This is a genomic window from Nostoc sp. ChiQUE02, assembly GCF_034531305.2.
Lineage (GTDB): Bacteria > Cyanobacteriota > Cyanobacteriia > Cyanobacteriales > Nostocaceae > Nostoc.
The window spans coordinates 29,157-48,780 of sequence record NZ_JAVRBN020000015.1 but is presented as its reverse complement, the minus strand read 5'-3'; the positions used below and the strand labels follow the sequence as shown (position 1 = coordinate 48,780).

At 42.3% G+C, this 19,624-nt stretch carries 13 protein-coding genes; 4 read left to right on the top strand and 9 right to left on the bottom strand.

All coding sequences use genetic code 11. The features are described 5' to 3' along the window. Positions 1–111: 111 nt before the first annotated feature. Both RM347_RS17145 and RM347_RS17140 read right to left on the bottom strand, forming a co-directional pair. A complete protein-coding gene (locus RM347_RS17145; RefSeq protein ID WP_322717608.1) occupies positions 112–1,743 on the bottom strand; it encodes a DUF4335 domain-containing protein in 1,632 nt (543 codons plus the stop codon). Positions 1,744–1,992: 249 nt separating this feature from the next. Beyond that, positions 1,993–2,598, bottom strand: a complete 606-nt coding sequence (locus tag RM347_RS17140) for a DUF3038 domain-containing protein (protein WP_069069205.1) — start codon at positions 2,596–2,598, stop codon at positions 1,993–1,995. A 633-nt stretch (positions 2,599–3,231) separates the two neighbouring features. On the opposite strand from RM347_RS17140, the gene RM347_RS17135 reads away from it, so the two are divergent. After that, positions 3,232–3,630, top strand: coding sequence for a hypothetical protein (locus tag RM347_RS17135; protein WP_322717607.1), 399 nt, complete (start codon positions 3,232–3,234; stop codon positions 3,628–3,630). A gap of 99 nt (positions 3,631–3,729) precedes the next feature. Here RM347_RS17135 and RM347_RS17130 read toward each other — a convergent pair whose 3' ends face one another. The 4 genes from RM347_RS17130 to RM347_RS17115 all read right to left on the bottom strand — a co-directional run bounded on the left by RM347_RS17130 (position 3,730) and on the right by RM347_RS17115 (position 8,582). Beyond that, positions 3,730–6,147, bottom strand: coding sequence for an endonuclease MutS2 (locus RM347_RS17130; protein WP_322717606.1), 2,418 nt, complete (start codon positions 6,145–6,147; stop codon positions 3,730–3,732). Positions 6,148–6,349: 202 nt separating this feature from the next. After that, positions 6,350–6,646, bottom strand: coding sequence for a DUF2288 domain-containing protein (locus tag RM347_RS17125; RefSeq protein WP_322717676.1), 297 nt, complete (start codon positions 6,644–6,646; stop codon positions 6,350–6,352). A 105-nt stretch (positions 6,647–6,751) separates the two neighbouring features. Continuing rightward, the gene (locus RM347_RS17120; RefSeq protein WP_322717605.1) at positions 6,752–7,789 is read right to left on the bottom strand and encodes an AI-2E family transporter; all 1,038 of its coding nucleotides are present in this window, start codon (positions 7,787–7,789) and stop codon (positions 6,752–6,754) included. 154 nt (positions 7,790–7,943) lie between these two features. Then, entirely contained in the window at positions 7,944–8,582 is a 639-nt protein-coding gene (locus RM347_RS17115) for a lysophospholipid acyltransferase family protein (RefSeq protein WP_322717604.1), read from the bottom strand. Positions 8,583–8,716: 134 nt separating this feature from the next. On the opposite strand from RM347_RS17115, the gene RM347_RS17110 reads away from it, so the two are divergent. The 3 genes from RM347_RS17110 to RM347_RS17100 all read left to right on the top strand — a co-directional run bounded on the left by RM347_RS17110 (position 8,717) and on the right by RM347_RS17100 (position 16,292). Further along, on the top strand, positions 8,717–14,539 hold the full coding sequence (locus RM347_RS17110) for an ATP-binding sensor histidine kinase (protein ID WP_322717603.1): 5,823 nt from the start codon (positions 8,717–8,719) through the stop codon (positions 14,537–14,539). Positions 14,540–14,717: 178 nt separating this feature from the next. Continuing rightward, positions 14,718–15,068, top strand: a complete 351-nt coding sequence (locus RM347_RS17105) for a hypothetical protein (protein ID WP_322717602.1) — start codon at positions 14,718–14,720, stop codon at positions 15,066–15,068. Between the two features lie 21 nt (positions 15,069–15,089). After that, positions 15,090–16,292 (top strand): ATP-binding protein, encoded by a 1,203-nt coding sequence (locus tag RM347_RS17100; protein ID WP_322717601.1) that lies wholly within the window; start codon positions 15,090–15,092, stop codon positions 16,290–16,292. 57 nt (positions 16,293–16,349) lie between these two features. Here the strand turns inward: RM347_RS17100 and fabD are convergent, their stop codons facing one another. From fabD to plsX, 3 genes are all read right to left on the bottom strand, one after another. Beyond that, positions 16,350–17,231 carry an ACP S-malonyltransferase gene (gene fabD, locus RM347_RS17095; protein WP_322717600.1) on the bottom strand — a complete coding sequence of 294 codons (882 nt, stop codon included), beginning with the start codon at positions 17,229–17,231 and terminating at the stop codon, positions 16,350–16,352. 214 nt (positions 17,232–17,445) lie between these two features. Further along, positions 17,446–18,438: a beta-ketoacyl-ACP synthase 3 gene (locus RM347_RS17090; protein WP_322717599.1), complete on the bottom strand. Its 993-nt coding sequence runs from the start codon at positions 18,436–18,438 to the stop codon at positions 17,446–17,448. Between the two features lie 114 nt (positions 18,439–18,552). Then, entirely contained in the window at positions 18,553–19,575 is a 1,023-nt protein-coding gene (plsX, locus tag RM347_RS17085; protein WP_322717598.1) for a phosphate acyltransferase PlsX, read from the bottom strand. Between the last annotated feature and the right edge of the window lie 49 nt (positions 19,576–19,624).

Here is a 19,624-nt window from a genome sequence, read left to right as displayed (position 1 = left end):
CCAGTTTGGTAACTGGACTCCAAAAGGCAAGCTCAAGAGCAATTGGATTAAATAGAAACTGGCACAAGGTTTGTACCAGTTTTACAAGTGGCATTAAACGGATTAGTTTACTTATTCGTCTGGAAAAGTTTGTACTTTGCCATCAGGACTGAGAACAACTCGAATTCTGACATTTTGTCCGCGTGTATTGGCGGAAACAAAAGGTTTACCAACTTCAGGCATCCCAGCATTATCAACGAATTCTCTGGCTGCCTTATTAAGGGGAAAAATTCGTTCAACTGTGCCATCAACACTGACTATCAAACTGTACTCTAATGTTTGTCCTAGTCCAGTGGGTGGTTGCCAACGCTTTCTTAAATATTCTCTAGCTTCTGCTACTTGAGGTGTATCAAATAATGTGCCAGTAGCCACTTCTGTGGATGTGGGGGGTTTGCGTCCGTCCCCTAATTGATCGATAAAGGGATTATTCGCCGCAGTTCTAGAGGAGGGAAGTTGTGAAGCAGGTTTCTCCCCAGGAGAAGATTGCTGTAAGGAATTGATTGTTTCGTCTAGCTGTTGTGAGCTTAGTGAGGAGGGTTTGGTAAGGGTATTGCCACGATTATTATTGGGTATGGTGTCAAGAGACGGGGGAGAGACTGGTGAGATATTAGTCGGTAAGCTACCTGCGTTAGAAGATAGTCTAGGTGGCAAATTCCGCAGCTGAGGGAGAGCACCAGATTGGGGACTTGACCCTGTAGGGTTCTGTCCAAGATTTGGTAATATGGCAATTTCCTGGCCTGGGATTTTGCTGGATGGTGCGTTAGCAAAGCTCGCCGGAGGCATCGCTCGATTATTGGGAAGGGTTGAAGTCTTGCCCTGAGGTATTGTGAGTGAAGTATTTGGAAGTAGAGGTGGTGCTGTAGATAAACTGGAACTAGGAGCTGTTAAAGGAGCTTGGGGTAAACTAGATGTAGGAAGTGGAGGCGTGGAACCTAGCGAATTATCTAATGGAGTGGTAAGTCCGGGTTGAGGCGTGGGAAAGTTTAGTGAGGATGAAGGTTCTAGAGCAGTCTTTACCGCTGCTGGATCTGATGTTTTAGCTGTCTGCTGTTGCTTTTCCCTAATGTTGTTAGCATATTGCCAAGTAACTGGTAAAAAACCTACACCTAATACTAATACTGCGGCAATAGGGGCCCAAGCAGGGAACCTCAGAGTCGAACTCGTGCTGTTGAGAGTTGGGAGTGCCATGACATCAGTCGAGTATTCATCTAAAGCACTTGCTAAATCAAATAGTTGCAGCAGACTGAGTTGAATTACGGGGCCAGATGAGTGATTGGCGAGAGAACCGAGAAATAAATTGTGAGTTAAATAGCTGCTTGGTTCTAAGTGGATATTTGCCCCTGGAATCTGGTTACTAAATGAATTTAATGTTTTTGTTGAAGACTTTAATTCCGGCTCATCCAGTGCTGTGCTTGACTGCTGAGTACCGGAGAAACTGACCCAAAAGCTTTCTGGAGGCTGTTGGAGGAATTCTTGTACGTAGCTTGTGACGGCATCACATAAAGCTTCGAGTTGTTCGCGATCGCCCCGAATTGGAACTTTGTGGTCTTCTGGTAGCCGGGGATCATCGAAACGTAGCTCAAAACTTAGGTGTTTGAGGACAGTTTTCCCCATCCAACGGGACAGAGGTGAGCTTTGCGCGAATACTTCTAGCGTGCAAGTCGGAGGTGTATAGCAACGAATGACAGAATTTGATAGAGGCATGACAGGAACTGCGAGGAAGACTATTTGGGATTTTGCAAAAAATTGAGCCAGTTATTTGCAAAGAAAAGTTGGAACGGCGGCTTTTGCCACTCAGAACTTTGTCACGTTCCTTTGCTTGTGCAAACTGGAGTGCAAGGAGGAAGCAGTGCTGATAGTGCATTGCCCAAGAGCTAACAACTATCAAAAGAGTTTCCTGACCTAGCAAACTTTCATGAACGAATTTTGATTGAGGAATTTCAAATCTAAAATTTAAAATTTTGTTGAACGGTCTATAAGTGCTAGCCAGAGACGGCGATGCCCACCAGGAGCACTGTAAAAAAGTAAATCTACAAGCAGTTTTAGAGCCAGGTTGGTTAGTAAATCTGTTGAGATTTGCTCGTCCTCTTCCATCCGCTCTTGGTAGGTGTTGCAAAAAGCATCAATATAATCTCCAAGTAAAGCAGCCTGGTGAGGTTCCCGGTTATTTTCTGCCATTTGTTCCAACAGGCCGACAGCGCGGCGAATCAATTCCTGGTGCTGTTTGGCTAAATAGCAGATGATCAGAACAAGCGATCGCGCTTCTTCGACATCTAGCTTTTTTCGCCCTCCTTGACCTTTGCGTAGGGGATTTGATTGGCGTAGTCGCCATAAAGCTACGCGGTCTGGCACTCTTGACTCTAAATTCAGATCGGTTGCCGCCGAAAGCATTGCCTCTGAACCAATCCCAGTTAAGGTTTCTAGCGCCAACAGCACCAAATCTAATTGGGTTTTGATATTGTCCCATTGAACTGTGTTTGGGGCTGGAAGCTTGATTAAATCCTCCCACTGGGAATTTGGAGTGGCTGAGTTGGCGGCCGAGTGCATAACTTTTAGCATAGGTGATCAAGCTGATAGGGGATGTTGCTGTTACCCATTTTGAAACCAGACTCTCAAGCATCAAGCTTGGTTTCCCATAGCTATGAGCCAGAGGCTTCAGCTAGATTTTTTCTATGTGGTAAACAGCAGGTATCTTTGTCCTACTCTAGATGAAAATTTATTTTTGACAAAGTAGAAAATTATCAATTCTAGTTAAGGTTTACCCGACTTTCGCTGCTAGCTCCGTACAAGAGTATAAATAAACAATCTTAAGAATGCTAACCGCTAATTCTCGCCAAGTAATTATGTAGAATACCTCCTAATTTATTTGCGCTTTTAAATTTTGAACTTTCTTGATGTTTATTATTTGGTCTTTATGTATACATAATTACTATACAAATATTTTGCCTGTTTGCTAAAGGTGCTTCTTGCTGCTGGACATCAGCTCACCTCAGTTTTGCTTGGTGTAGCCTGTTATTTCAGAACAGGCTAGGCAACATCAGGACGATTGATGCTTCCATGAAACTGATCGCAAACTTAAAAATTTGATAAAGTCAGCGTTTCAAGATATTGACTAATTGATTTTTCCAACTTAGTTGGTACTATAGCTCTAATCGCAAACCACGCATATATCAAAACTCATTTATAAACTTGATGGGTAGAGAACAATCGAGTTCATATACATTTGCAAGTACTGTACCTGGAGCCACGACATCTATTGATGGAGCCTGGGATAATTTTTTAGTTTTATATCAGGACAGTTTCAATCCTACTAACCAATTGACTAATGTCCTCATAGCAAATACTACTCCCAATGATGGTAGTCTTGCATTCAGCCGACAATTAATCGCTCAACGAAATTACTTTTTAGTTACAACTGGACGTCGGGTAGCTGATTTTGGTGTTTTTACCAATACAATCAGTGGTTCTGGTAAAGTCTTAGCAGTTCCAGAATCGGATTCAACTTTTGGTATGTTAGCGGCTACTGCTGTTATTTATCTATTAGTGTCCGATTTTACAACTAAGAGGAAATGTACAATTAGCCCGTGGTAGAAACTAATATACCAACTTTTTAATAAGAGACTTGCAAACAGTAAATCTTAGTTGGTATTCTCTCTAAAGATTCTCAAGATTACCATTTGCAAGTGAACTTTATTTGATATAAGCAACGGTAACACCACTGCCGCCATCAGATTGTTCTGCTGGTTCGTAGTTGTTCACTCTGGGATGCTGTTGCAAAAAGGCGTGAACTCCTTGTCGCAGCTTTCCAGTGCCGTATCCGTGAATAATCCAGACTGGGCCTGTAGCTTCCGAGATGGCTTTATCTAAAATGTATTCGGCATCAGCCACCCGTTTACCACGCAAATCGATGGTATTTTGGGAAGTCCGAATTTCTGGGATACTTTGCGGTGGCGGTGTTACTGCTGCTGGGGCTGGTTTGGGTTTGACGATTGGTTCTGCTTTTTGACCATCTAGAGATTCTACGTCTTCCAACTTCACAGTCATCTTCATTAGCCCAAAGCGAACGCTTAACTCGCCATCTTCATCAGGGGCAGCGATCACATCCGCGATTTGTCCCAATTTTGGAATGCGGACGCGATCGCCTACTTTGGGCATAAACCCAGCTTTTGGTTTTGCTGGTGCTGCTGGCTGATATTGCTGGCCAATTTGATTCAAAGCATTGGTTGCTTGCTGGGCCTCTTGGGCTGTGGGCGTACCTTTCTGCAAACGGCGAATTACTTGGGCAATTTCACCTTTTGCCTGAGCGATCGCTTGTTGGACTGCTTTTTCCTGTGAAGCCCGCAAACTGCTTTCCCTTTCCTCCAAACTTGCGGCTTTTGCTGATACTTGTTTGTATAAACGTTCCGCTTGCTGCAACAAACTTTGGGCTTCCGCCGCTTTGGTTTCCTGACGGCGGCGTTGCGCTTCTAACCCAGCAATCACCTGGTTAACTTCATCTGTAGCCTCTCCCACTTGAGTTTTTGCTTGTTCTACCACTTCTGGTTTTAATCCCAAGCGTAGAGCAATAGTTAAAGCGTTAGAACGTCCGGGGATGCCCCACAGCAGACGGTAAGTGGGTGAGAGAGTACTTTCGTCAAATTCTACAGAGGCATTTTCAAACCGATCATCTTCGTATTTCAGGGCTTTTAATTCGCCGAAGTGAGTGGTGGCGATCGTTAGCTGGGCATGGTTGGCTAAATATTGCAACAAGGCGATCGCTAAAGCACTACCCTCAACGGGATCGGTTCCTGCGCCGACTTCATCGAGTAAAACGAGTGATTGGAGACTGGGTATTTCCTTTTCCCCATTCTCGATTCCCGATTCTCCATTTCCCAATGCTTCTAAAATCCGACTAATCCGGCGGATGTGCCCAGAGAATGTAGATAAACTTTGCTGCAAGGATTGTTCATCGCCAATATCTGCCAGCACTTTATCAAACCAAGGTATTTCCACTGGTTCGCGGGCGGGAACAAATAAACCCACTTTGGCCATTAATGCTGCTAAACCCAAAGTTTTTAAGGTTACTGTTTTACCGCCAGTATTTGGCCCGGTAATTGTGACTACCCGAATTAGCGGGTTTATCAGCAAGTCTACAGGAACTACTGGTTGCCCTTGTTCATGCTGTTGCTGCCATACTAGCAGTGGATGCCGTAAATTCCGCAAGGTAATGATTTCATTGTCTTCGCGCTGAATAAATCGCGGCGGATTCCCTCCTAGCCAGTAACTATATCGCGATCTAGCGGTTGCCAGATCCAAAGTGGTAGCGATCGCTAATAATCTCTCTAAATCTGGTTTGACTGCGGCTACTTGTTCCGTCAAAATGCGGCGAATCGCTTCTTCTTCCGCTTGCTCTCTCCTGATTATCTGCCGCAGTTGGTTGCCCAAGGGCACCACTGAATTCGGTTCCACGTAAAGGGTGGCACCGCTAGTAGAGGTATCATGGACTATACCGGGGATGGCATCTTTTTGGGGTGCTTTTACGGGAATGACAAAGCGATCGCCCCGTTGCGTAATCAGCTGTTCTTGAACTGCCCCAGATTTTGCCTGTAAGATATTTTGCAGCTTTTGGGTAATTTGGCTACGTACTCGCCGCAAGTCTGTGCGAATTTCCCCCAGTTTTTGACTCGCGCGGTCAGTTACCTGGGCCCGTTCATCAATACAGCGGTGAATTTCTTGTTCTAGTTCTGGATAAGTCCGCAAATCGGCAACCAAATCAGTCAATATCGGCAAATCTTCCTGATTGTCAATGACACGGCGCAAATTTCTGGCACCAGCGAGGGTGGTGGCGATCGCTAACAGTTCATCCCCTGCCAAAATTCCACTGCGTTCCGCCCGTTCTAGGGAATCGCCAATATCTTGAATTCCCTCAAATGAGAGTCCCGTGGTCAGGCGACTTTCGAGTTGGTAGATTTCTTTGGTTTGCTCTAACAACTGTTCGCTTTGGGTCTGAGAATCAGGTATTTTCAGATGACGCGCAGCTGTCGCCCCCAGCTTAGTTGCCGCAAAGGTGGCAAGGTGCTGGCAGAGGCGATGCCATTCTAATAGTTCTAAGGTTTCAGATTGGATCAAGGTTTCAACATCTAATCTGAAATTATGGTAACAATTCTAGCTCCTAGATGGCTAAATCTTAAAGGAGAAAATTTTGCTTTAGTCAATAGTCAAGAAGTATATTTACCCTCTGCTTACTTACATTTTTTATATATTGGTGTATTTTATGCTACATAAATATTCTATTGACTCCGACTCTGAGCGAAAACGCCACAAAAACTGATTAAGCAGCAACTATTTCTTGCGCCAGAACGTAAGGCTGAACGATGAGAGTATTAAATCGCTTAGTGCGATCGCCATTCCATTCTCCCACTTGTACTGTCGTGGGTTTGGCAATCAATTGTTTATCAATCCACTGTTCTACTGATGGGATGTTATCACTGGCGATCGCTACTCCAACATCCACCAAGTTTAGCTCAAGTGCCACCAAAATTACTGCATCTCGTTGTACATGAGGAATTAGCCACTCCCACTCTGCCTCATCCAAAATTTCTGTTAATTCCGCTCTTAAATCCGACATCATTCCTCAATTTGTATTGCCTAACAACCTATTTTACATTAATTACTACTTCCAACTCCTAACTCTTGTACAGACGCGATTAATCGCGTCTCTCCAAACTCCTAACTAAACTTCTGATTTCATTTCATCAATTTCAAATAAGGATACAATTACTCCAGCTATTGGAATAGATATAAAAACACCTAATAATCCTGCTACTTTAGCGCCTACTAGCAAAGCAAAAAACACTACTACTGGATTAAGATTCAGCGCACCTTGCATAATTCTAGGTGCAATCAAGTTGTCTTGTATCTGCTGTAGGACAATACAAGCTATCAATACTCTTAATGCTAACCAAACACCTTGAGACAACACAACTAAAGTAACTATGCTTACTCCTAATGTTGCTCCTATACCAGGGATGATATCAACAATTCCGACTATCACCGACAATATCAAAGCAAAAGGTACTTTTAATATTAAGAATACTAGGAAGGTCGTACTTGTGAGAAATACGCTTAATAATAACTGACCTCTAAAAAATCCTAGAAAAGAGCGTCTTATTATATTTGTAAATCTATTGCGGCGCTGTTTTGGTACTATTTTTATGATAAAATTCCACAGCTTGTCTCCATCTAATAACATAAAAAAAGCTACAACTGCAATTAATATAAATGTAATAAAATTCGTCATAAATCCTTGTAAAATAGCCAAGCTAGTAACAAGGCTAGATACAGCTTGGTTTCGTAATTGTTCTTGAATAAAACTTAAATCTATCTGCAAATTACGACTTCGCAAAAATCCTTCTAGTCGGTCTAATAAAGGTAGTAAAGAATTTAAAAACCCAGTTATACTGTCAATTAATTGTTGCCCTTGAGATAAAACCGTTAACCCTACGGTAATTATCAGACCGCCTATAATCACAATACTGAGCAAGAAAACGACACCAACAGCTACACTGTGAGGCAAAAAACGCCGCAGCCACTCTACAGGATAGCTGAGTAAAAAGGCCAAAATTGCAGCAAATGTAAAAATAACAATGACCGCTTCAAAGTAAGCTAAAAGCTGTACAATTGCCCAGCCAGAAGCAACTAAAAGCAAAAAGCGGACTAACGCCAGATTATTTAATCGCTCCCAAAAATTCTTGGCTTCAAAGCCGCTCATATGCTGTTTAGGGTGAAATTGATGGTAGAATTGCCTAGCAGTTGCATTTAAGCATAAAGTTAGACTTCATTGCTAGAGCACATTGACCTTAAACATACAGAGGCTAAGGGGCGATCGCTACCTCCCTAAAGCATATATCTCTTACTTGTCTAACTCATCTTCCTAAATCATGCATCTCGTTAATTACTTTGGTACACTTTTGTGTTAATGCTTCCAATTCCTCTTTATTAGTAGAACCAGGAGCATCAATCAATTTACCAATTCTCACAGTGATGGGAACTGCACGAGGTAGGGACGATCCTTTTTGTAAAATCTCCTCAGTACCCCAAACACTCACCGGCAATATTGGGGCTTTTGCTTTCGCCGCCAGCAACAATGCGCCTCTTTTGGGGTCTGTAATTCGACCATCTGGGGTGCGAGTACCTTGCAAGAAAACACCGACAGCCCAACCTTTATTTAGATATTCTAGGGCTGAACGGATGGCATTGCGATCGACATTTCCCCGACTAACTGGGTAAGCACCATACAATTTAATCGTTTGCGCCAAAATCGGAATATTAAATAACTCTTCCTTAGCCATGTACGCCACTGGACGACGTACACAGTTGGAGACAATTGGCGGGTCAAAGTAACTAGCGTGATTACTGACTATTAGTAGCGGCCCTGATTGAGGGACATTTTCCGCACCATAAATCTGGCCCCGAAAGTAAGTGTGAAGCATGGGGCTGACGACTGACCATTTAAAGGCGTGGTAAAGTGCCAGACTGATAAACGGTTCGCGGTTTCTGTCCACAGAAGATTATGCAAATCAAACTGAACTTAGCATAAGCGATCGCAACGCTCAGATCAAACGCAAAAAAGCTGTAGACATGAATTGCTTCATCCATCTGGGAAAACTAAATTTAGAAATCTTTAGGATTTAGCAGTATGGCTAGCATTTTAGTCAATATTCCCGGATATCAAGTTAGCGAACAACTTTATAACGGTTCTCGAACTCTGGTTTATCGTGGTTATCGAGAGGCTGACTCATTACCTGTAGTGATTAAATTGCTGAAGAATCCTTATCCTAGTTTCAGCGAACTAGTACAGTTTCGCAATCAGTACACCATTTCGAAGAATCTCAACTCACCCTTAATCATCCAAACTTATAGCCTGGAAGCATATCAAAATGGCTATGCGTTGGTGATGGAAGACTTTGGGGGAATTTCCTTGAAGGAATGGGGAGTTGGGAGTGGAGAGTTGGGAGTGGGGGGAAGTGTAGAATCTCTAATGGAGTTTTTACGAATTGCGATCGCACTGTGCAATACCTTAGATATACTGTACCGCGATCGCATTATTCATAAAGATATCAAACCCGCGAATATTTTAATTAATCCAGAAACTCAACAGGTTAAACTAATTGACTTTAGTATTGCATCTTTACTGCCACGCGAAACTCAAACGCTCATCAGTCCCAATGTGTTAGAAGGGACACTCGCTTATATTTCCCCAGAACAAACAGGAAGAATGAATCGGGGGATTGACTACCGGACTGATTTTTATTCTTTAGGTATCACTTTCTATGAATTACTGACAGGAGAGTTACCTTTTCAATCAAACGATGTGATGGAGTTAGTGCATTGTCATATTGCTAAACAACCACCTTCAGTTCTCAGGGAAGAAATTCCGCAAGTGATTTCAGATATTGTCATGAAAATGATGGCAAAAAATGCCGAAGACCGCTATCAAAGTGCATTAGGAATTAAATTTGATTTAGAAAATTGTTTAACTCAACTTCAGTCAACAGGTAACATTAATAATTTCGCAATTGCTCAACAAGATGTGTGCGATCGCTTTATTATCCCCGACAAACTTTATGGACGAGAAAACGAAGTAAAAACTCTCCTCCAAGCATTTGAAAGAGTCAGTCTGGGCGCTACTGAAATAATGTTGGTAGCTGGATTTTCCGGGATTGGTAAAACTGCGGTTGTTAATGAGGTTCATAAACCGATTGTTAGACAACGCGGTTATTTTATCAAAGGCAAATTTGACCAATTTCAACGAAATATTCCCTTAAGTGCATTGGTGCAAGCATTTCGAGATTTAATGGGGCAACTATTAACAGAAAGTGATACCCAAATCCAGCAATGGAAAAGCAAAATATTAGAGGCTGTGGGTGAAAATGGACAAGTAATTATTGAAGTTATCCCTGAATTAAAAAGAATTATTGGTCAACAACCATCGGCTCCAGAATTATCAGGGAATGCAGCACAAATTAGATTTCATTTATTATTCAAAAACTTTACCCAAGTCTTTACCAGCTTAGAACATCCATTAGTAATATTTTTAGATGATTTACAATGGGTGGATTCAGCATCGCTGAAGTTAATACAGTTATTAATGGCTGATACAGGGCATCTTTTATTAATTGGTGCATACCGTGATAATGAAGTCGAAAAAGCACATCCGTTAATGTTAGCTTTGAGTGAAATTGAAAAAAAACAAGCAACAATTAATACGATTACATTAGCATCACTAAGTCAAAGACAAGTGAATCAGTTAGTTGCTGACACACTTAAGTGTTCTGAATATTTAGCGTTGCCTCTTTCTCGACTAGTATCTCAAAAAACTGAAGGTAATCCATTTTTCGCTACACAATTTATCAAAGCATTACATCAAGATAAGCTCATTAAATTTAATTTTGAATCAGCTTGTTGGGAATGTGACATCGCCCAAGTAAATCAGCAAGCGGTTACAGATGATGTTGTTGCTTTTATGGCATTTCAACTACGAAGACTGCCGCAATCAACTCAAAACGTCTTGCAGTTAGCTGCTTGTATTGGCAATCAGTTTGATTTAGCAACTTTGGCAATTGTTTCAGAATCATCAGAAATCAAAACGGCTGCTGATTTGTGGAAAGCTTTGGAAGAAGGGTTGCTTTTAACTACTGGTGAAGTTTATAAATTCTTTCAACACAATGGACAGGATTCTGATTCAAAGTCTTTTAATTCCAATTTTCAAGTCCCCACCTATAAATTTTTACACGATCGCGTCCAACAAGCTGCTTATTCTTTAATTCCTGAAGATCAGAAGCAGACTACTCACTTAAAACTGGGTCGGCTACTGTTAAATAATATTTCTGCAAGCGAGCAAGAAGAGAAAATATTTCAAATTGTTAGTCAATTGAATCTGGGGTTAAGGTTAATTACTCAACAGACTGAACGAGAGCAACTAGTTCAGTTAAATCTGTTAGCTGGACGAAAAGCTATGGCTGCCACTGCCTACACTGCTGCGATTGAGTATCTGACACTAGGAATGGAACTGCTAACAGCAGATAGCTGGCAAAGTCAGTACGATCTCACCCTGGCACTGTATGAAGATGCTGCAAAAGCAGAATACTTAAACACCAACTTTGAACAGGCTATCAAATTTACAGACCTAATCTTGCAGCAAACTACGCAGATATTAGACAGAATTAAAGCTTATGAACTGAAAATTCAGATTTATATTGCTCAAGATCGGCAAGTTCAAGCCATTGAAACAGGGTTAAAAGCACTGGAGCAATTAAAAATTTCTTTGATATCACCTGATGTAGAACAGAAGAATCGTTTAGCTCAACTACCAATTTTAACAAACTTAGCTAATATTCCAGAAATGACCAATCTGGAATCTCTGGCTGCATTGCGGTTGCTGATTAGCATTACGCCTCCTGTTCATCATGTCAAACCGGATATGTTTCCGTCAATAGCACTAACAAAGCTCCATCTTTGTCTTGAACAGGGACATTCATCCTTGGCTGCTTTTGCCTATGGAAGTTATGGTGTATTTCTTTGTGCTGTAATCGGAGATGTCGATACAGGTTATCACTCAGGTCAGATATCTTTAAAGCTATTAGAGCAATACCACAGTAAAGAACTCAGTCCAAAAATTTATATGATTTTTGGTGTTTTTATTTGTGCTTACAAGGAGCATGGTCTAAATACACTCACATTTTTACGGGAAAGTATCCAGTGTGGGCTAGAAGTTGGAGATATCGAACACGCTAGCTATTCAATGATGGCTGAGTGTACGCATTTATTCTTAATTGGAGAAACTCTAGATGCTGTTGAAGAAAGGCAAGCAAGATATATCGATCTACTTTTAAAACTCAAACAAAAACATTGTTTTGATTATGCCCAGATTTGGAGGCAAGTCACCTTAAATTTACTCGGTAGATCCTCTCACCAATATTACTTGACTGGTATTGATTTTGATGAGACAGAAATGCTGCCGCATTTTCATAACACCCACAATCATCAGTCACTATTTGCCATCTATGTTGCCAAAACAGCTATCCTTTATACCTTTGACCAGTATGAAGAGGCTGCAAGCAATGCAGAAAAAGCCACCGAATATGTGGATGGAGCCTTTGGTCTACTGTTAGTTGTGGCACATAACTTTTACTACTCTTTGTGCTTACTTGCAAAGTATTCTAGCTGCGATAGTGAAACGCTACGGGATCGGCAAGAATGTTCGCTGAATCAAGTAGTTACCAACCAAAAACTGATGCACTACTGGGCTGGCTATGCTGCTGTTAATTTTCAACACAAGTATGACTTAGTTGAAGCAGAAACAGCGCGGGTAATGGGAGATAAGCTCAAGGCAATAGAATATTACGATCGCGCCATCTCCCTCGCCAAAGCCAACGGCTACATCCAAGAAGAAGCACTTAGCAATGAACTAGCAGCCAAATTCTACCTCGACTGGGGTAAAGAAAAAGTCGCCCAAGCATATATGCAAGAAGCATACTACTGCTACGCTCGTTGGGGTGCAAAAGCCAAAACCAATGACTTAGAAAAACGCTATCCCCAACTGCTTAAACTCATCCTAGAACAGCAACGAATTAACCTCAACCCCCTAGAAACTATTAGCTTTCGTGGCACTTCCTCATCTACTCGCACTTCTAGCACTGATAGCACCTGTATTTCTGATAGTCTGGATTTTACCTCTGTCCTGAAAGCCGCTCAAGCTATTTCCAGTTCTCTAGAATTAGATCAACTTATTGCTAGCCTCACCCGCATTATCCTAGAAAACTCTGGCGCGAAAAAATCTGCACTAATTCTTCCCCAAGGAGATACTTGGCAAGTTAAGGCAATTACCTTTATTAATCATGGATTAAATTCTCAGATTGAGATACAAACCATTCTTAATCCACAACCACTAGATACTTGTCAAGATATTCCCACAACAATTATCAATTATGTCAAAAATACTCAAAAAACAGTTGCGATCGATAACTTGAAAACAGATATTCCTGGTCTAATTGGGGAATATATGCATCTAACAAAACCTCAGAGTGTATTATGTACCCCGATTATTAATCAAGGGCATTTGGTAGGGATTCTTTACCTAGAAAATCAACTGACTCAAGGGGTATTTACTAGCGATCGCCTCAGCGTTATTAACTTACTTTCTTCCCAAGCAGCAATATCCTTAGAAAATGCCCAATTGTACACTAATTTACAGGACACCGAAGCCCGCTTTCACCGCCTTGCAGAAAATGTTCCGGGGATGATTTATCAATTCCAACTTTTACCAGATGATACCGCCAGGTTAAGCTATGTTAGCACTGGTTGTTATGAAATTTACGAAGTCTCATCAGAGCAGGCGGTAGCTGATGCTAGCAGCTTGATGTCTCTGACTCACCCTGAGGATATGGAGCGTTATCTAGAATCTATTACCATTTCTGCTCAAACCTTGGAGCCTTGGCTATATCAAGGACGAATTATTACCCTTTCCGGTCAGTTAAAATGGATTCAAGCTGCATCCCGTCCAATTAAACAAGCTGATGGCTCAATTATTTGGGATGGCTTGTTGTTAGATGTCACAGAACGCAAACAAGCCGAAGCCGCTGTAATTCAAAAATCCCAAGAATTGAAAAAAGCTTTAGAAGAATTACAACAAGTACAATTACAAATGGTTCAGAGTGAGAAAATGTCTGCATTGGGTAATTTAGTTGCTGGGGTAGCCCATGAAATGAATAATCCTTTGGGCTTTATTGCTGCTAGTCTCAAACAAGCTAAACCCACCCTTGCAGATATTGTTGAACACTTGAAACTATATCAAGCAAATCTCCCCAATCCCGACGATCAAATCAAAGAACATGCCGAAGAAATTGACTTGGATTATAGCTTAGAAGACTTACCCAAGATTATTGATTCAATGATGATGGCGTGCGATCGCCTCAAAAATATCAGCACAAGTCTCCGCACTTTTTCTCGTGCCGATCAAGATTACAAAGTACCGTTTAATATCCATGAAGGTATCGATAGTACAATTTTAATTCTCAAACATCGCCTGAAAGCTAATGAACAACGTCCAGCAATTGAGGTGATAACTGAGTATGGTAATTTACCTAAAATTAATTGTTTTTCTGGACAATTAAATCAGGCATTTATGAATATTCTGGCAAATGCTATTGAGGCGTTAGAAGAATCGAATATAGGGCGAAGTTTTGAGGAAATTAAGACCAATCCTAACCGAATTATAATTAAAACCTCTCTGGAAAACGGAGGGATAAAAATTGCGATCGCTGATAATGGTAATGGGATAAATGAAGAAGTGAAACAAAAGATTTTTGACCACTTATTTACTACGAAAGGTGTGGGTAAAGGCACGGGATTAGGATTAGCGATCGCTCGTCAGATTGTCGCAGAAAAACATGGAGGAGTGATTGAGGTAAATTCTAGACTAGGCGAAGGTACTGAATTTGTGATCCAGCTACCGCTGTAGCACATACATCCGTCTGCACATCCAGACTAACTTTCATGAAAATTTCAGCCTAAATACTTATCTGTGCTACTCCATGCTTACCCAATTTAGACAAACCCTTAAAAAACAGTGGTCTTTAAAGTCTGTCCATATCGTTAAGAATCGCCCTACCTCACTTACCCACAAAACACTAATTAATATGGCACTGCGAGTAATGAGGGTGGTACTCGTGTCTGCTGGGGTGAGCTATGTCCATGTCATATCCCGTTTAGAAGCCGAGACCCAAACCCAGCTAGAAAAGTACATCAGCGGGCGGGGAGAGCAAGAAAGCAATATCTTTCAACTCGCACAGGATAACCTCGCTTTGCTGCGAGATCGGCTTTTGCAGGAATTCAAGCAACCCACTAATATTGATTTTCAGGCTGAATTTGAGCGACAGTATTTTTCCTGGAACGATGGTACCCGACGCAATTTTCCCCAAAATCGACCGTTCCCAGACTGGTATTTTGTCACAGTCTATCCCAAATCACTGCTATTGGGGGCAGCATAGAATACGGCTCAATTTATCTTAATGTCCGGTGCAGTAGCGCTGCTGGTTGAAGTGTTGTTGCTCTTGTCGGTATTGCGCCAACAAATCGCTAAACCCCTCCAGCAATTAACCGCCGCTAGTAACCAACTTGTCAACGGTGACTTTGCGATCAATCTCGATACTACGCGACAGGATGAACTGAGAGGGCTTGCTAGTTCTTTCAATAGCATGGCAAGTCAGTTAAAGACTTCTTTCATCGAACTAGAACAGGTAAACAGTGCATTAGAAATAAGGGTTGAGGAGCGGACAACAACATTACAAAAGACACTTGAAGAACTACGTCGTACTCAAGCCCAGATGATCCAGAGTGAAAAAATGTCAGCCTTGGGGCAACTAGTGGCAGGCGTGGCACATGAGATCAATAATCCTGTCAACTTCATTCACGGCAACCTCACCCATATACAAAATTACGCCCAAGATTTGTTGGAATTTATTCAACTGTATCAGTATCACTATCCCAATCCAGTCGCTGAAATTCAAACTGAGGCTAAAGAATTGGATCTGGAATTTATTCGAGACGATCTACCCAAGATGCTGTCTTCGATGAAAATTAGCACTAATTGCATTCGCGAAATTGTGCTATCACTCCGCAATTTCTCTCGTTTAGATGAAGCTGAATTTAAAGCGGTTGATATTCATGAGGGCATTGATAGTACGTTATTAATTTTGCAACATCGTCTGAAAGATCAACCAAAGCGTCCAGCAATAGAAGTGGTAAAAAACTATGGTAACTTACCTTCAGCGATCTGCTATCCCGGCCAACTCAATCAGGTATTTATGAATATTCTGTCTAATGCGATTGATGCGTTAGAAGATGCAAATCAGCAACGCACGCCTACAGAAATTGCTTCACATCCCAACACAATTTGGATTCATACTCGCTTGGTATCTGAAAACCAAATCATGATTTCCATCAGAGATAATGGTCTTGGAGTTCCAGACACAAATCTAACAAAGTTATTTGACCCCTTTTTCACGACTAAAGATGTGGGTAAAGGATCTGGATTGGGTTTATCTATCAGCTATCAAATTGTGACTGAACTACATCAAGGTAAACTTGATTGTAATTCCACACTAGGAAAGGGAGCAGAATTTGTTGTAACTCTACCGATAGAAGGTGACAACTCCACACACCTTCCTGTGGCGTACAGGGTTAGCTCTTTAAAAAATTTAGAAGCATTGTGATTAGTCTGAGTAGTCCCTGAAAGCAAGGATTACTACATTTGCAAGAATCTAAAAAAATTAAACAGGTAAATCAGCAGCACTCTGGATATTTTGTAATATTAAATCAGGACTACTACGTTTAATCAAGCCAGTTAGTACTTTACCAGGGCCAATTTCCATTACTCGCTCGATACCGTTAGCTGGTAATTGCAGACAAATTTCTCGCCATCTTACAGAACCAGTCATTTGTTTGTTCAGGCGTTCCTTTAAAATCTCAGCATCAATAGACGGAATTGGTTCGACATTAGACAACACTGGTACAATAGCTGGCTGAAATTCCACAGATTCTAGAATATCTTGGAATTCCGCAGCCGCTGGTGCTATTAAATGTGAGTGAAATGCTCCAGAAACTTTTAGGGGAATAGCACGCTTTGCTTTAACTTGAGTCATTACCGTTTGTACAGCCTCAGTCGTACCTGAAATTACCACCTGAGCCGAACTATTGTCATTTGCTAGCACCACATCAGGTGTTTGGGCAATGACTTTTTCTAACTGTTCGCGGTCAAAGTTCATCAAAGCTGCCATCATCCCACCGACGGCACTATCCATGAGTTCTGCACGGCGCTTTACTAGATATAAACCAGCCGACCACTCAAAGACACCCGCTACATAAAGGGCAGAATATTCTCCCAAACTGTGTCCAGCAACTAAATCTGGCTGGTGTCCACGTTCTCGGAGAAGATCAGCAAGAATGCTTTCTACCACATAAAGAATTGGCTGGGTGTATAGCGTCTGTGATAACTTTTCTTCTTCGTTTTGACAAATTTCAGTCACAGACCAGCCCAAAATTTCTTCGGCTTGGGCAAGTTTATCTTTAGCGGACGGTATATCTAATAAGTCCATTCCCATTCCCAGCGCTTGGGAACCTTGTCCGGGAAACACCCATGCAGTTTTTGTCATTGGTCATTAGTCAGTGGTCATTGGTCATTAGTCATTGGTCATTAGTCATTGGTCACTTGTACTGAGCGTACCCCTGCGGGGAAGCAAGCTACGCGTAGCGTCTCGTAGAGAAGCCGTAAAGCCTGCGGCATAGCTACGCTTAGGGCGCAGCCTCTCCAAGAGTTGTATTGGTCATTAACAAAGGACAAATGACTAATGGCAAAGGACAAAATATTCATCTTCCCCATTGAAAAATTGCTGCGCCCCAGGTAAGACCGGCACCAAAGCCGGATGCAGCAACGATGTCATTGGGTTTAATCTTGCCTTGCCGTACTGCTTCATCTAAAGCTAGAGGAATGGAAGCAGCAGAGGTATTGCCGTACTGGGCAAGATTACTGATAACTTTATGCTCTGGGACATTCAGGCGTTGGGCAACGGCATCAATAATCCGCTGATTGGCTTGATGCAACAGCAGCCAATCTATTTGGTCAACGTTGAGGTTTGCTTGAAACAAGGCTTTGTCAATAATTTCTGGCACTTTTTGGACAGCAAAGCGGTAGACTTCTTTGCCGTTCATAGTAATAGGTTGATAAGTGCCTTTAGTGATATTTACACCGGGGAGTAGTTCTTGGGAAGCGCCTGTATATGCAAGATTGAGGTGATGGTTTTGAGTGCCATCACTTTTAAGGGCAAATCCCAATAAGCGATCGCTTTTGTTGGCCTGCAATACTACTGCCCCTGCACCATCACCGAACAGTACACAAGTGCGCCGATCTTGCCAATCTACCCAGCGAGAGAGGATATCTGCCCCTATCAACAGTACATTTTTATAGACACCAGTCCTAATGTATTGGGCTGCTGTAACCAGTCCAAACACAAAGCCGGAGCAGGCAGCGGTCAAGTCAAAGGCTACTGCGTTGCAGGCTCCCAATTGAGCCTGTACTTGACAAGCACTACCAAACAAATCATCAGGGGTGGAAGTCGCCAGTAGAATCAGGTCTAGGTCTTCTGGTTTAATTCCCGAAGCTGCGATCGCCTGACTGCTAGCGGCAGTAGCGAGTACACTCAAGGACTCAGATGGCAGCGCTAATCGTCGTTGGCGAATTCCCGTCCTTGTGGCAATCCATTCGTCTGATGTTTCAACCAGTTCAGTCAATGTCTGGTTGTGTAGGGAAGTTGCTGGTACTGCCGAGCCGCTTCCTGTAATTGCTATGCCTAAATTTTGCACACCTAATCTCCCCAGCTATCAGCTTTTTGTCTTTTGTCCCTTGTCTTTTGTCCTTTGTCTTTCGTCCTAGCAAATGACAAATGACAAATGGCTTATGACTCAATAACTGAATCGCTAACCGCTCTCGCGCTCTAAGATATATTGGGACTGAATTCGTTGTAGCACCTGGTTGTCAACAGCTTCTTTTGCCATCCGAATTGCATTAAAAATTGAAGGAGCTTGTGAGCTACCGTGACCGATAAAACAGACTCCTGCCACGCCTAATAGCAAAGCACCACCGTGTTCTGCGTGATCCATCCGCTGCTTAATCCGCTTTAGGTTTGGTTTTAAGAGTGCTGAACCGATTTGACCGTGCAATCCTTGGGGTAATTCTTCCCGCAGAATTTGCAGAATTACTTCTCCGACTGCTTCGGCAAATTTTAATAATACATTGCCTACAAAGCCGTCACAAACAATCACATCAAAGCGACCGGAAAGCACATCACGCCCTTCGGCATTGCCAATAAAATTAATTTGGGAATTTTCGCGTAGCAGTTGATGGGCACGAACGGCTGCGTCATTGCCCTTAGAGTCTTCTTCACCGATATTCAGCAAACCCACCTTAGGTTCAGTTGTACCCAAAACATATTGACTGTAAGCCGATCCCATGACGGCAAACTGCTCTAAAAATTTAGGACGGCAATCTACATTTGCGCCAACATCAAGTACTAACACTGGCTTACCAGCAATAATCGTGGGAAAAACAGTCCCTATGGCTGGGCGGTCAATTCCCGGCAATCGTCCTAAGCGGAGCAAAGCTGATGCCATAGCTGCCCCAGAGTGACCAGCAGAAAATACGGCATCTGCCTTTTGCTGCTTGACTAAATCCATCGCCACATTGATGGAAGCCTTACGTTTGCGTCTAACTGCATGTAAAGGCTCCTCATCCATAGCGATCGCTTCCTCAGCAGGAACGATCTCCACCTGCCCTAAATTCGTTTTTGGCGGCAAGGCAGCTTCTATTTGTTGGGGATCACCAACCAGTAATACATCTACACCCAATTCTTCCCGTGCTCGCAGTGCGCCAGCAACGATTTCACCGGGTGCGTGATCCCCTCCCATTGCGTCAATTGCGATCCGTACGCGAGTCGATCCCATTGCTCAGAGCTTTTAGAAACCTTACAAATTTTACCAGATGGCTTTGCCG